The sequence below is a fragment of the Stenotrophomonas sp. AG209 genome (assembly GCF_003550055.1).
Classification (GTDB): Bacteria; Pseudomonadota; Gammaproteobacteria; order Xanthomonadales; family Xanthomonadaceae; genus Stenotrophomonas.
The window spans coordinates 1856644-1870436 of record NZ_QXDB01000001.1 but is presented as its reverse complement, the minus strand read 5'-3'; the positions used below and the strand labels follow the sequence as shown (position 1 = coordinate 1870436).

Annotated in this window: 15 protein-coding genes; 8 read left to right on the top strand and 7 right to left on the bottom strand. The window is 68.0% G+C overall.

What is annotated here, in order from left to right; all coding sequences use genetic code 11:
• Positions 1-33 precede the first annotated feature (33 nt).
• The 3 genes from DFO63_RS08690 to DFO63_RS08680 all read right to left on the bottom strand — a co-directional run bounded on the left by DFO63_RS08690 (position 34) and on the right by DFO63_RS08680 (position 3227).
• Positions 34-1005 carry an MBL fold metallo-hydrolase gene (locus DFO63_RS08690; protein ID WP_119006777.1) on the bottom strand — a complete coding sequence of 324 codons (972 nt, stop codon included), beginning with the start codon at positions 1003-1005 and terminating at the stop codon, positions 34-36.
• 696 nt (positions 1006-1701) lie between these two features.
• Complete coding sequence (locus tag DFO63_RS08685) at positions 1702-2526, bottom strand: helix-turn-helix transcriptional regulator (RefSeq protein ID WP_080347445.1); 825 nt, start codon at positions 2524-2526, stop codon at positions 1702-1704.
• Entirely contained in the window at positions 2523-3227 is a 705-nt protein-coding gene (locus DFO63_RS08680; RefSeq protein ID WP_049442874.1) for a VIT family protein, read from the bottom strand. The genes DFO63_RS08685 and DFO63_RS08680 overlap by 4 nt, the downstream gene beginning before the upstream one ends.
• A 152-nt stretch (positions 3228-3379) precedes the next feature.
• On the opposite strand from DFO63_RS08680, the gene DFO63_RS08675 reads away from it, so the two are divergent.
• Positions 3380-4744 (top strand): glutamate--cysteine ligase, encoded by a 1365-nt coding sequence (locus DFO63_RS08675; protein ID WP_014038468.1) that lies wholly within the window; start codon positions 3380-3382, stop codon positions 4742-4744.
• Between the two features lie 91 nt (positions 4745-4835).
• On the opposite strand, the gene DFO63_RS08670 is transcribed toward DFO63_RS08675, so the two are convergent.
• Positions 4836-5894, bottom strand: a complete 1059-nt coding sequence (locus DFO63_RS08670; protein WP_005419275.1) for an NAD(P)-dependent alcohol dehydrogenase — start codon at positions 5892-5894, stop codon at positions 4836-4838.
• Positions 5895-6001: 107 nt separating this feature from the next.
• Between DFO63_RS08670 and DFO63_RS08665 the strand changes: the two genes are divergently transcribed.
• The gene (locus DFO63_RS08665; RefSeq protein WP_049442875.1) at positions 6002-6886 is read left to right on the top strand and encodes a LysR family transcriptional regulator; all 885 of its coding nucleotides are present in this window, start codon (positions 6002-6004) and stop codon (positions 6884-6886) included.
• A gap of 109 nt (positions 6887-6995) precedes the next feature.
• Here the strand turns inward: DFO63_RS08665 and DFO63_RS08660 are convergent, their stop codons facing one another.
• Positions 6996-7658 carry a TetR/AcrR family transcriptional regulator gene (locus tag DFO63_RS08660; RefSeq protein ID WP_101766067.1) on the bottom strand — a complete coding sequence of 221 codons (663 nt, stop codon included), beginning with the start codon at positions 7656-7658 and terminating at the stop codon, positions 6996-6998.
• 77 nt (positions 7659-7735) lie between these two features.
• On the opposite strand from DFO63_RS08660, the gene DFO63_RS08655 reads away from it, so the two are divergent.
• Complete coding sequence (locus DFO63_RS08655; RefSeq protein ID WP_101766066.1) at positions 7736-8431, top strand: hydrolase; 696 nt, start codon at positions 7736-7738, stop codon at positions 8429-8431.
• A 12-nt stretch (positions 8432-8443) separates the two neighbouring features.
• On the opposite strand, the gene DFO63_RS08650 is transcribed toward DFO63_RS08655, so the two are convergent.
• Both DFO63_RS08650 and DFO63_RS08645 read right to left on the bottom strand, forming a co-directional pair.
• On the bottom strand, positions 8444-8860 hold the full coding sequence (locus DFO63_RS08650) for a VOC family protein (protein ID WP_049442878.1): 417 nt from the start codon (positions 8858-8860) through the stop codon (positions 8444-8446).
• Between the two features lie 59 nt (positions 8861-8919).
• Positions 8920-10023 carry an alkene reductase gene (locus DFO63_RS08645; protein WP_119007002.1) on the bottom strand — a complete coding sequence of 368 codons (1104 nt, stop codon included), beginning with the start codon at positions 10021-10023 and terminating at the stop codon, positions 8920-8922.
• A gap of 130 nt (positions 10024-10153) precedes the next feature.
• On the opposite strand from DFO63_RS08645, the gene DFO63_RS08640 reads away from it, so the two are divergent.
• The 5 genes from DFO63_RS08640 (at position 10154) to fghA (ending at position 13787) form a co-directional block, all read left to right on the top strand.
• Positions 10154-11059: a LysR family transcriptional regulator gene (locus DFO63_RS08640; protein ID WP_049442933.1), complete on the top strand. Its 906-nt coding sequence runs from the start codon at positions 10154-10156 to the stop codon at positions 11057-11059.
• Between the two features lie 71 nt (positions 11060-11130).
• Positions 11131-11406, top strand: coding sequence for a formaldehyde-responsive transcriptional repressor FrmR (frmR, locus tag DFO63_RS08635; RefSeq protein WP_005411009.1), 276 nt, complete (start codon positions 11131-11133; stop codon positions 11404-11406).
• Positions 11407-11471: 65 nt separating this feature from the next.
• Entirely contained in the window at positions 11472-12581 is a 1110-nt protein-coding gene (locus tag DFO63_RS08630) for an S-(hydroxymethyl)glutathione dehydrogenase/class III alcohol dehydrogenase (protein WP_014038459.1), read from the top strand.
• Positions 12582-12589: 8 nt separating this feature from the next.
• The gene (locus tag DFO63_RS08625) at positions 12590-12934 is read left to right on the top strand and encodes a YqcC family protein (RefSeq protein ID WP_049442880.1); all 345 of its coding nucleotides are present in this window, start codon (positions 12590-12592) and stop codon (positions 12932-12934) included.
• Positions 12935-12956: 22 nt separating this feature from the next.
• Positions 12957-13787, top strand: coding sequence for an S-formylglutathione hydrolase (gene fghA / locus DFO63_RS08620; RefSeq protein ID WP_049442881.1), 831 nt, complete (start codon positions 12957-12959; stop codon positions 13785-13787).
• Positions 13788-13793: the final 6 nt, after the last annotated feature.

Here is a 13793-nt window from a genome sequence, read left to right as displayed (position 1 = left end):
ATCGGGTGGGTGCCGACCTTGGTCGGCACACCCTCACAACGGCGAATACTCCGCCGGCACCCAGGCATAGGCCTGGCCCTCGCCACGCACATGGCCGAGGCCGGGGAACGGCAGATGCGCACCGGCCACCCACCAACCGTTGGCGGTGGCCTGCTGCAGCAGCCCGCGACGGCTGGCGATGGCCGCCTTGCGGTCCGAATCGGCCTCGAACGCGGCTTCCGGATGCGCGAACTGCACCGCATGGAAGTGCAGCACATCACCCCATACCAGCAGCGACTGGCCCTGGCTGTCGAACCGGTAGGAGACATGGCCGGGGGTATGGCCGTGGGTGTCCATCGCCACCGCGCCGCCGGGCAGCGCATCGCCGGGGTTGAAGGTGCGCAGGTGGCCGCTGGCCTGGTACGGCGCGACCGCGTTGCGCGCCAGCGGGAAGGCGAAGCGTACGCCCTTCGGCGCCGTGGCCTCGCTGGCCGGGTTGAGCCAGTAATCCGCATCGGCCTTGGACAGCCACACGGTGGCATTCGGGTAGGCCGGCTTGCCCTGCGCGTCGAGCACCCCGCACAGATGGTCCGGATGGGCGTGGGTCAGCAGCACCTCGTCCACCTCGGCCGGGTCCACGCCGGAGGCACGCAGGTTGCCGAGCACCTGGCCCAGGCCGGGGCCGAAGCACTGCGCGGTGCCGGTATCGACCAGGGTCAGGTGGTTGCCCTGGCGCACCAGGAAGGCGTTGATCGCGGTCTGCAGGCCCTTCTTGTCTTCGGGTACGTAGCGGCCTTCCAACAGGCGGCTGACCAGCGTTGGCGGCACGTCGACCACTTCCTGCCGGCCCAATGCGACCACGCCATCGAACAGGGCGGTGACCTGCAGCGCACCGACGCGCTGGTGGTAGACACCGGGCACCTGCTGGGTGGGAGCGGGCGAGGTGGCTTCGGCCAGTGCGGCCAGCGGCAGGGACGACAGGGCCAGCAGCAGGGCGCCGCGCAGCGGCAGGTAACGCAGGGTCATGGCGGTTCTCGGTGGATGACGGGCGGTTCCGTTGTGCCCAGCGTGCCGTGGCCGGCGTGTGCACGGCGCTCAAACCACTACGCGGAATGCTCAGGGAGGGGGGGGCTGCAGGGCTGCGCCCTGCACCCGCTACGAGCCAGAGCAACAGCCGAAGCAACAGCGGCTATCCGTGGGATGGCGGGGTGGGTCCGGTTGCGGGAGACGCCGTAAACCCCGCTCCGCGGTCCGGCCCAGCCGCTGGCGGCTGTGCGTTCGGGCGCTTGCGAAGCAGTGCTTCGCAAGCAAAGCGCCCTCACCCATGGGGGCTTGGCCGCGGCATCCATGCCGCGGACACTCCCGCAACCGGACCCACCCCGCCTTCGACAGTTTTCCGCGATCTGTTGGAAATGCTCTTGGGGTCAGATCCGTTTTCCGGAGGAAAACGGATCTGACCCCAGAATTTCATTCGATATCTGACAGATGTGTCGACCAAGGTCGACACCTACCAACAGCCGCGGAGATCTGTCAGAGGTGGGGCGGTGTGGGTGGGCAGGACCGTTGGCGCCATGGATGGCGCCATCGAGCCCCCATGGATGGGTTTACGGCGTGTCCTGCTCACCCACACCGCCCCGCCATCCCACGGATAGCCGCTGTTGCTGTTGCTCCGGCTCTTGCACTCGCTTCTGCGGGTGCAGGGCGCAGCCCTGCCGAACCCCCTCAAATGTCTGTGGGAGCCAGCCCGTACTGCTCGGCGAAGCGCTTGCTGAAACTGGCCGCAGACCGGTAGCCCGCGCGTGCGGCGACGGTCTTCAACGGCAGGTCGGTGGTGTAGAGCAGCTGCATGCCATGCGCCAGCCGGGCCTCGGTGAGCAGCTGGCGCAGGCTGGTGTCCTCGGCCGCCAGGCGACGGCGCAGGGTCGCACCGCTCAGCGCGAACTGTTCTTCCACATCACGCGATTGCCAGTCGCGTGCTGGTTCGGCGGCGATGCGATCGCGGATCTGTTCGCCCAGGCTCGGCGCCTGCGGCAGCAGCAGGTTGCCGTGGCCCTGCCGGCACAGGGTCAACACCAGCGAGGCCAGGGCCAGCCGCGCGTCGCTGTAACGACCGTCCTGCAGCGCTTGGCGCCACTGGCGCAGCACCGCGCCATGGTCGATCAGCGGCAGTCGTGCCATCGCCTGGCCAGGGGCGGGGAGTTCCTCGCTCCACAGCGTGCGTGCGGCCGCCAGCACTTCGGCACACAGCGGCACGATCGCGCTGAGGTAGCGGCCACTGCGCGGATCGGGGCTGTTGACCACATCGATGCGGCAGCGCTGGGTCAGCAGCAGGATGTCGCCGGGGAAGAATTCCAGTGACTGGTGTGCGGTGCGCACCTGCTTGCGGCCTTCCAGCAGGATCGCGAACTGCGGCTGCGGAATCTCCACCGAACTGGCGCCATGTTCCCGGCGAGCGGTGATGCACGCATAGCCCTCGGCGCGTGCGCAGCCAGCCAGGCTGGCCATCTCGGCCAGCAGTGCGGTGGCCGGGGGCAGCATGCCGGTCACGAGACGTGGGCACCGAGCAGGCGACCGACGCCTGCGGCCGCGGCCATCGCCAACGCGCCCCAGAACATCACCCGGATTGCGCCGCGAACAGGCGGGGCGCCGCCGGCCTGCGCCGCCATCGCGCCGGTCAGGCACAGGCCGAGCAGGGTACTGGCGGTGGTCATCATCGCGACCTTGTCGACCGGCGCGAGCAGGGCGGTCAGCACCGGCAGCGCCGCGCCACAGGTGAACGCACCGGCCGAGGCCAGCGCCGCCTGCAACGGGCGCGCGCGCAGGGTATCGGTGATGCCGAGTTCGTCGCGGGCATGGGCGCCCAGCGCGTCGTGGGCGGTGAGCTGTTCGGCCACCTGCCGTGCCAGGGCAGGCTCCAGGCCGCGGTGGCGGTAGATCGCGGCCAGCTCTTCCAGCTCGCTGTGCGGGTCTTCGTGCAGTTCGCGCTTTTCCATCGCCAGGTCGGCGTCTTCGGTGTCGGCCTGGGTCTGCACCGAGACATACTCGCCGGCGGCCATCGACATCGCGCCGGCCACGGTGCCAGCCACGCCGGTGGCCAGGATGGTCGTAGCGGAGGCGCCGCTGGCGGCCACGCCGACCACTAGGCCGGCCACCGAGACGATGCCATCGTTTGCCCCCAGCACGGCGGCACGCAGCCAGCCGACGCGCTCGGAGCGGTGCAGTTCGGGGTGTCGTGAATGACGGCTCATGGCTCTGAGTGTACGAGGGTCAAGTGGGCGTCGGTAGGATGCTGAAACCTGCCACCGTCGCATGACGCAACGGGTCGCCACGCTATAGTGCGCCCTTGCGATGGAAGGCCCCGGGCCCCACATCCCCCGCCACTGTCCAGCGAGCCTTCCCCTTGTCGAGCCCCAGCCACGTCGCCGATACCCCCATTACCGACCGCTCGCAGCTGGTGGAGGTGATCGCCTCCGGCGAGAAGCCCCGCGCGCAGTGGCGCATCGGTACCGAGCACGAGAAGTTCGGGTTCCGCCTGGATGACCTGCGCCCGCCGACCTTCGAGGGCGAGCGCGGCATCGAAGCCCTGCTCAACGGCCTGGTCCGCTTCGGCTGGGAGCCGGTGCAGGAAAACGGCAACACGATCGCCCTGCTGCGCGATGGCGCCTCGGTGACGCTGGAACCGGCCGGTCAGTTGGAACTGTCCGGAGCGGCGCTGGAGACCATCCACCAGACCTGCGTGGAGACTGGCACCCACCTCAATGAAGTGGCCCAGGTGGCCGGCGAACTGCAGCTGGGTTTCCTCGGCATGGGTTTCCAGCCGAAGTGGAAGCGCGATGAGATGCCGTGGATGCCGAAGGGCCGCTACAAGATCATGCGCGCGTACATGCCCAAGGTCGGCTCGCTCGGCCTGGACATGATGACCCGCACCTGCACGGTACAGGTGAACCTGGACTACGCCACCGAAGCGGACATGGTGAAGAAGTTCCGCGTGTCGCTGGCGCTGCAGCCGATCGCCACCGCGCTGTTCGCCGATTCGCCGTTCACCGAAGGCAAGCCGAACGGCTACCTGAGCTACCGCTCGCACATCTGGACCGACACCGACGCCGACCGCACCGGCATGCTCGACTTCGTGTTCGAGGATGGCTTCGGTTACGAGCGCTATGTCGACTACCTGCTCGACGTGCCGATGTATTTCTCCTACCGCGATGGCATCTACCACGACGCCAGCGGGCAGAGCTTCCGCGATTTCATGCAGGCCAGGTTGCCGGTGCTGCCCGGTGCGCTGCCCACGCTGCGCGACTGGTCGGACCACATGACCACCGCGTTCCCGGAAGTGCGCCTGAAGAAGTACCTGGAGATGCGTGGCGCCGACGGTGGCCCGTGGAGCCGCCTGTGTGCGCTGCCGGCATTCTGGGTGGGCCTGCTGTACGACGACACCGCACTGGATGCCGCCTGGGACCTGGTGCGGGACTTCACCCTGGCCGAGCGTCATGCACTGCGCGATGGCGTGCCGAAGCATGCGATGAACCTGCCGTTCCGTAATGGCAGCGTGCGCGACCTGGCCCGCGAAGCGGTGAAGATTTCCGTCGAAGGCCTCAAGCGCCGCGCGGCGCGCAACGCCGACGGCCAGGACGAGAGCAAGTTCCTGGACGTGCTGCAGGAGATCGTCGAGTCCGGCCTGACCCCGGCCGAGCGCAAGCTGGCGCTGTTCCATGGCCGCTGGCACGGCGATGTGGATCCGGTGTTCCGCGAGTTCGCGTACTGACCGCGATGCGGGGTTGCCCGCCAGCGACCGGCACTACCAGAAGAAAAACCCCGGCATTGCCGGGGTTTTTCGTTTCCACATCTACCTTGGATCAGGCGGCGTTCTTCATCGTCGCCATGTCGATCACGAAGCGGTAGCGAACATCGTTCTTTGCCATGCGTTCCCAGGCCTCGTTGACGTTCTTGATGTCGATCATCTCGACGTCGCTGACGATGCCGTGCTCGGCACAGAAGTCCATCATTTCCTGGGTCTCGGCCATGCCGCCGATTGCCGAGCCGGTCAGGTGCTTGCGGCCGAAGATCACGCTGCCGCCGGTCAGCGGCGGGTCCAGTTCGGTCAGTACGCCGACCAGGCACATGGTGGCCTCGCGCTTGAGCAGGCCCATGTACGGGTTGGTGTCATGGCCAACCGGGATGGTGTTGAGCAGGAAGTCGAAGCTGCCGGCGTGCGCCTTCATCTGCGCGGCGTCGCGCGAGACCAGCACTTCGTCGGCGCCCAGGCGCTTGGCGTCGGCACCCTTTTCCGGCGTGGTGGTGATCATCACCACGTGCGCGCCGAGTGCCTTGGCGAACTTCACGCCCATGTGGCCGAGGCCACCGAGGCCGATCACGCCGACCTTCTGGCCCGGGCCGACCTTCCAGTGGCGCAGCGGCGACCAGGTGGTGATGCCGGCGCACAGCAGCGGCGCGGCCGCCTTCAGGTCGAGGGTGTCGGACACCTTCACCACGAAGCGCTGCTCGACCACCACGTGGTCGGAATAGCCGCCGTAGGTCGGCGCACCGCTTTCGCGTTCACGGCCGTTGTAGGTCCAGGTCGCGCCTTCGGCGCAGTACTGCTCCAGATCGTGCTCGCAGGCGTCGCAGTGGCGGCAGGAGTCGACCATGCAGCCGACGCCGGCGTGGTCGCCGACCTTGAAGCGGGTGACGTTGCTGCCGACCTCGGTCACGCGGCCGATGATCTCGTGGCCCGGCACCATCGGGTAGATCGAGCCACCCCAGTCGTCGCGGGCCTGGTGCAGGTCGGAGTGGCAGATGCCGCTGTAGAGGATCTCGATACGCACATCGTCCGGGCCGACCGCGCGGCGTTCGAACTCGTACGGGATCAGTGGGTCGGTATGTGAATGGGCGGCGTAACCACGGGCGAGGGACATGGGGAATCCTTGGCAGGGTTTGTCGAAAGGCGTTTTACAATACGCCCCGTACCCAGCGGCAAGAAGCCCGGATATCGGCATGATTCATCAAGTGAAACTGCACAATCATGGCCACTGACAACCTCTCCCACCTGGCCGCGTTCGCGGCGGTTGCCCGCCACCGCAGCTTCCGCCGCGCCGGCGCCGAGCTGGCGCTGTCGACCTCGGCGGTGAGCTATGCGATCCGCGCGCTGGAAGAACGCCTGGGCGTAGGCCTGTTCCATCGCACCACCCGCAGCGTGGCCCTGACCGAGGCCGGACAGCGCCTGCTCGAGCGCCTGCAACCGGCACTGGGGCAGGTGCATGACGCGCTGGAAGAGATGAACCAGTTCCGCGCCGCTCCGGCGGGCCTGCTGCGCATCAACGCCACCCGTGCGGCGGTGGCGACCCAGCTGGGGCCGCGGCTGGCGCGCTTCCTGCACGCCCATCCCGACGTGCGGGTGGAGCTGACCGAGAACGATGGCCTGGTCGACATCGTCGCCGAGGGTTACGACGCCGGCGTGCGCCTGCATGAGTTCATCCCCGAGGACATGGTGGCGGTGCCGATGGGGCCGCCGTTGCGTGGGCTGATCGTCGGCTCGCCGGACTACCTGCGCAGACGCTCGGCGCCGCAGCATCCACGCGACCTGGCCACGCACGAGTGCATCCGCTTCCGCTTCGCCAGCGGCCATCTGTACAAGTGGCAGTTCGAACGCGAGGGGCAGGCGCTGGAGATCGACGTGCCGGGGCGGTTGACCCTGGGCGAGCAGGGCACCGTGGTCAGTGCCGTGCTCGATGGCATCGGCCTGGCCTATGTGCTGGAAGACACGGCAAGGCCGTACATCGAATCCGGGCAGATGGTGGCGGTGCTGGAAGACTGGAGCGAACCGTTCGCCGGTTTCGCCCTGTACTACCCGAAGCAGCGGCAGATGCCCGGTGCGCTGCGCGCGTTCGTGGACATGCTGCGCGAGTGAGTTGCTGCAGGAGTGCCGACCAACGGTCGGCACCCACCGGGGCAGGCCATTGCCGACCGACGAATCGGGATCGGCCGGTAGATCCACGCCATGCGTGGATGGCACCACGCTACGGCCCCTGCAGCACCGGCGCCAACAACACCAGGCAATCACGCAGGTGCACCTCCACCGGCGCATCCTCGGCCACCACGCCGATCACGCGTTCGCGCAGCGGCTCGGCCACGGCCATCGCCAGGATCAGCCGCGCCATGCACGCGGCATCTCCCTTCCGCAGCAGCCCACGCTGCTGCTGCCGCGCCAGCCAGTCGGCCAGCAGCGAACGGCCGCGTTCGATGCCGTTGTCCAGATAGGCCTGCAGCAGCGCGTCCTTGCCGGGAAAGTCGGTGGCCAGCAGCCGGAACACCTGCACCGCCTGCGCCGACAGCGCCTGTGCGCACACCGCTTGCAGGATCGCCTGCAGCAGCGGCAGCACTTCGTCGGCGTTGCGGGCATCACGCTGCAGTTGTGGCGCGAAGCCGTCGGTCCACTCGCGCACCGCCAATCCGACCAGTTCCTCGCGGTTGCTGGCATGGCGGTACACGGTCTTCTTCGCCACCCCGGCGTGCGCCGCCACCGCTTCGATGGTGGTGGCCTCGTAACCCTGTGACAGCAACAGCGCCAGCGTGGCCTGCAGCACCGCGTGGCGGACTTCGGCTTCCGGTCGCGCAGGGCGGCCGCGGCGGCGGGTCGGCGTTGTGGGCTCGGGCAGGGCGGTGCTGTTCATTGCGCCCATCTTACCGCATTGGGTTAATTGCGAAACGTTGAACGTTTCCGTATTGTCAGGCCTCCCAACCCCGCAGGAAACCCCCGATGGATACCGCTGTGAACGCCCGCGCCTGGCTGGACCACCACGATCTGCTGGACCCAGCGCCGATGCACCTGGAAACCGGCATCCAGCGCCGCGAAGACGGCACGCTGCTGGTGGCGGTGCGCACCGATCTGCACGGCTGCAAGGGCCGCATGCTGGACTGGTGGTTCACCTTCTTCGAGACCACCCAGCACATCCGCTGGTGGCATCCGGTCGACCATGTCGAGCATCGCGGCTGGGACGCGGCCTGGCAGCGCGGGCGCAGCTACCACGGCGCTAGCATCCACGCGGTGGAATCGCTCGCTGACATTCCGCCGGTGGCGGCGCGGCTGAAGTTCCATGACCCGCGCACGCTGCTGGTGCCCGAGCGCCTGCAGGTGGCACAGGATGCCGGTGATGTGTCGGCAGTGATCGCCGCACGCATCGGCTTCGGCGATCACGTGCGCCTGGATGCGCACGGTGACCCTTGCGACGGGCAGATGCTGCATGTCGCACGCGATACGCCGTTTGGCTGCGTGCTGCGCAGCCGCTTCGTACTCGGCCTGGACAGCGCCGATCCGCAGCGCGATGCCGGCGATGCAGTCGGCCTGGGCCTGCTCAGGCACTGCTACACGGAGTTCAGTTTCCTGTCGCGCCTGCTGCCGTCGCTGTACTACGGCGAGCGTGCCAACGGCGAAGCAGTGCCGTTGCCGTGGTGAACGGCGCGCCGGTCAGTCAACCAGCGCGTCGTAGCCTTCGCCACTGAACTGGATCAGGCAGAAGCCATGCCCGAACGGATCGGCCAGCACGGCGATGCGGCCCCAGCGACGCTCGCGCACAGGCTGTTCGAGCGTCGCCCCGGCCGCAACCGCACGTGCCAGTGCGGCCTCGATGTCATCCACCACCCAGTCCAGGTGCAGCGGGGTCCAGTGGCGCTCGTAGTCGCGCACGTCGCCATCCTCGGTGGCGGCGCTGCCGGCCTCGTTCTGCAGCAGGTAGAGCGGGGTTGGCCCACCGAGCAGCTCCACGGCGCCCGGGCCGAGGCGGCGGCCGATGCGCAGGCCGAAGGCTGTGGTGTAGAAGGCTTCGGCTGCGGCGAGATCGGGGACGTCGAGGTTGACGATGAATGATGCGGTGGGCGTATCCATGGGCAGATCCGGTGGATGCGGGTGGGCAGTGTACGCCCGCATCCACGCAGGGCGTGGGTCTACTGCGCGCGCGGGTAGTCGAGGTAGCCCGCTTCGCCGCCACCGTAGTAGCTGCTGCGGTCCGGAGTGGCCAGCGCGATGTCGCGCTGCAGGCGCTCGACCAGATCCGGGTTGGCGATGAACGGCTGGCCGAACGCGGCCAGGTCGATGGTGCCGGCCTCGACCAGCTGCAGGGCGCGCTCGCGGGTCATGCCACCGGCCAGGATCACGTTGCCACCGTAGGCCCGCTTGAACTGCTGCAGGAACGTTTCGCCCAGCACCGACTGCCCCGCCTGCAGGTTGTCGTTGAGATGCACATAGGCCAGCCCGCGCTTGCCCAGTTCCTCGGCCAGGTACAGATAGGTGGCCTCGTTGTCGGGGTAGTACGGCATGTCGAAGGTGAGGTTGTTCGGCGCCAGGCGCACGCCGATGCGGTGGGCGCCGATGCGCTCGGCCATCGCATCCACCGTCTCCAGGATCAACCGCGCACGGTTTGGCAGCGAGCCGCCGTAGCGGTCCTCGCGCTGGTTGATGAGCGGGTTGAGGAACTGCTCGAACAGGTAGCCGTTGGCGGCATGCAGTTCGATGCCATCGAAACCGGCGGCGATGGCGTTGTCGGCGCCGCGCGCGAAGTCGGCAATGATGCCGGGGATCTCTTCGGTGGCCAGCGCACGTGCCGGGGTGGGATCGGCATGGCCGCGGCTGCCGTCTTCCAGATAGACGAACGAGGTGTTCTTCGGTGCGCTGGCGACCGGGCGGGTACCGGCGCTGACCGGTTGCCCACCCTCGGGCTGCAGCGAGGAATGCGACATGCGGCCGACGTGCCAGAGCTGGGCGAAGATCGTGCCCTGTGCGGCATGCACCGCCTCGGTGACGTGCTTCCACCCGGCCACCTGCTCGGCCGACCAGATGCCCGGCACGTCGATGTAGCCCTGGCCCTGCGGCGAGACCGGCGTGCCTTCACTGATGATCAGGCCGGCGCTGGCGCGCTGCCGGTAGTACTGCGCGGTGAGCTCATTGGCGACCGAGCCGGGGTTGCGGGCACGGGTCATCGGGGCCATCGCGATGCGGTTGCGCAGGGCGATGCCTGTCAGGTCGAACGGACGGAACAGGGCGGCGGTCATGTTGGTCATCTCGGTGCGGGGAAGAGCGCCAGCGGCGCGATGCACACAGGATGGAGTTGACATGCGGGCGCATAAAGCGCTTCGATCTCCCTTGGTGCGGGACTACTTGTCCCCAATGTGGGATGAGATGATGCTGCCGCTGGAATCGTTGAATGGCCTGGTGACCTTCGTCACCACGGCCCGCTCGGGCAGCTTCACCGAGGCTGCCGACGCGCTGGGCATCTCGCGCTCGGCGGTGGGCAAGGCCATCGCCCGGCTGGAAGCGCGGCTGGGCGTGCGCCTGTTCCACCGCACCACGCGGCGCATCGCGCTGACCACCGATGGCGAGGCGTACTACGCGTCGTGTGCGGCGGCACTGGAAGAAATCTCCGCGGCCGAGGCCTGCCTGGGGTCGGCTGGCCTGCCCAGCGGGCGGCTGCGCATCGACATGCCGTCCTCGTTCGGGCGGCTGGTGGTGCTGCCGGTGCTGTTGCGCCTGTGCCGGCAGTACCCGGACCTGCAGCTGACGATGACCTTCACCGATCACTTCGTCGATCCGGTCGAAGAGGGCATCGACCTGCTGATCCGCTTCGGCGGATTGCACCAGGCCGAGCATCTGGTCGCGCGCCGGCTGGGTCGCCAGCGCCTGGTCACCTGCGCATCGCCGGAGTACCTGCAGGCGCACGGCGTGCCGGCGACCGTCGAGGACCTGGCGCAGCACCGCAGCATCGTTGGTTTCCGCCACGGGCAGCCGGTGGCGTGGCGGGTCGGCAGCGACGATGCCGAGGCCACCTTCATTCCGAACGCGGCCTACCAGCTCAACGACGGCGACGCGGTCATCGAAGGCGCCATCGCCGGGCTGGGCATCTGCCAGATGCCCATTTCACTGGTGCGCCGCCATCTGGATTCCGGCGCGCTGCAATCGGTGCTGGACGAACACATGCAGCGGCACATCGACATCCATGCCCTGTGGCCGCCAACCCGGCACCTGCGGCCGAAAGTTCGCTATGTGGTGGATGAGCTGGCGCGGCTGGCGGGCGAGGGATTGTTCGATTGAGCCGGCCGGGATTGAGTCCGTGACCGTGGCTTGTATACTATCCCCCAGTATAGTTCCGAGGTGGCCCCGCCATGCCGCACTCCCCCGAAGAGAAGAAGAAGGTCCTGGCCCGCGTGCGCCGCATCCGCGGCCAGTGCGATGCGCTGGACCGCGCGCTGGAAGCCGGTGCCGACTGCGGGCCGGTGCTGCAGCAGATCGCCGCCATCCGTGGCGCGGTCAATGGCCTGATGTCCGAGGTGATGGAGGCCCATCTGCGCGAGGAGTTCGGGCAACCCGCAGCCTCCGACGAACAACGCGCCGAGCGCGTGCGCGACATGAGCGCGTTGATCCGCTCGTACCTGAAATAAACGACGGCGCAACATTGCGCTGATCACGCTGTACCCCATTCCCGCCTGATCCTGGAGAATCCACCATGAAGTCCCGTGCCGCCGTCGCCTTTGGTCCCGGCCAGCCGCTGCAGATCGTCGAGATCGACGTCGCCCCGCCGAAGAAGGGCGAAGTGCTGGTGAAGATCACCCACACCGGTGTCTGCCACACCGATGCGTTCACCCTGTCCGGCGATGATCCGGAAGGCCTGTTCCCGGTGGTGCTGGGCCATGAAGGCGCCGGCATCGTGGTTGAAGTGGGCGAGGGCGTGACCAGCGTCAAGCCGGGCGACCACGTGATTCCGCTGTACACCGCCGAGTGCGGCGAGTGCCTGTTCTGCAAGAGCGGCAAAACCAACCTGTGCGTGTCGGTGCGCGCCACCCAGGGCAAGGGCGTGATGCCCGACGGCACCAGCCGCTTCAGCTACAACGGCGAGCCGCTGTACCACTACATGGGCTGCTCGACCTTCAGCGAGTACACCGTGGTGGCCGAAGTCTCGCTGGCCAAGATCAATCCGGAAGCGAACCCGGAGCACGTCTGCCTGCTCGGTTGCGGCGTCACCACCGGCATCGGCGCGGTACACAACACCGCCAAGGTGCAGGAAGGTGACAGCGTGGCGGTGTTCGGCCTCGGTGGCATCGGTCTGGCGGTGATCCAGGGCGCGCGCCAGGCCAAGGCCGGCCGCATCATCGCGGTGGACACCAATCCGTCCAAGTTCGAGCTGGCCCGCGAATTCGGCGCCACCGACTGCATCAATCCGAAGGATTTCGACAAGCCCATCCAGCAGGTCATCGTGGAAATGACCACCTGGGGCGTGGACCACAGCTTCGAGTGCATCGGCAACGTCAACGTGATGCGTGCGGCGCTGGAATGCGCGCATCGTGGCTGGGGCCAGAGCGTGGTGATCGGCGTGGCCGGTTCGGGCCAGGAGATCTCCACCCGTCCGTTCCAGCTGGTGACTGGCCGCAAGTGGATGGGCACCGCCTTCGGTGGCGTGAAGGGCCGCAGCCAGCTGCCCGGCATGGTCGAGGATGCGATGAAGGGCGATATCGAACTGGCACCGTTCGTCACCCACACCATGGACCTGGACAAGATCAACGAAGCCTTCGACCTGATGCATGAAGGCAAGTCGATCCGTTCGGTGGTCCACTACTGAGCCGCGGCATGGGCTGGTTCGATGCCCTGCGCAGGCCGCGTGCGGACGATCCGCGCGCGGCCCTGGTCGATCCGATCGAGCAGGCCCTGCGTGCACTGGGCTGGGTCGAGGGTGTGGTCGGGCCGCCGCGCGCGGTGGATTCCGCCTTCGGCATCGACGAGATGCCGTTCGAGCACTGGCTGGCGCAGGTGTTCCTGCCGCGCCTGCACGAAGCCCGCGCGGATGGCCAATGGCCGCCACACAGCAACGTGGCGGTGGCGGCATATCGCAACCTGGACGGCCAGCCCGGTGTCGAACCCCTGCTGCAGCTGTTGTCGCAGTTGGATGAACTGATCAATACACGCGCCGGCTGAGGCCGGTACGCAGGAGAGTGCCATGGAACGCATTGAACACCGCGCCTGTTTCGGCGGCTGGCAGGACGTCTACCGCCATCATTCGACCGCGCTGGGCTGCGACATGCAGTTCGCCGTGTACCTGCCACCGCAGGCGGAAACGCAGAAGCTGCCGGTGCTGTACTGGCTGAGCGGCCTGACCTGCACCGAGCAGAATTTCATCACCAAGGCCGGGGCGCAGCGTTATGCGGCCGAGCACGGTGTGATCATCGTCGCGCCCGACACCAGCCCGCGTGGTGATGACGTGGCCGATGCCGAGGGCTACGACCTGGGCAAGGGGGCAGGCTTCTACCTCAATGCCACCCGCGCACCGTGGGCGAAGCACTACCGCATGCACGACTACGTGGCGCAGGAACTGCCGGCGCTGATCGAGGCGAACTTCGCGGTGACCGATGCACGCGCGATCAGTGGCCATTCGATGGGCGGCCATGGCGCGCTGGTGATCGCGCTGCGCAACCCGGGGCGCTACCGCAGCGTGTCGGCGTTCTCGCCGATCGTCGCGCCCAGCCACGTGCCGTGGGGGCAGAAGGCGTTCACCGCCTATCTGGGCGACAACCCGGCCGACTGGACGCAGTGGGATACCTGCGCGCTGGTGGCGACGGCCAGTGAGCGCCTGCCGCTGCTGGTCGACCAGGGCGAGGCGGACGAGTTCCTGCAGACCCAGCTGCAGCCGCAGCGTCTGCAGGAGGCCTGCGCAGCCGCCGGCCATCCGCTGACCCTGCGCCTGCAGCCCGGTTACGACCACAGCTACTACTTCATTGGCAGCTTCATCGGCGAGCACATCGCGCACCACGCCCGCGCCCTGCACGGCTGACGCCCC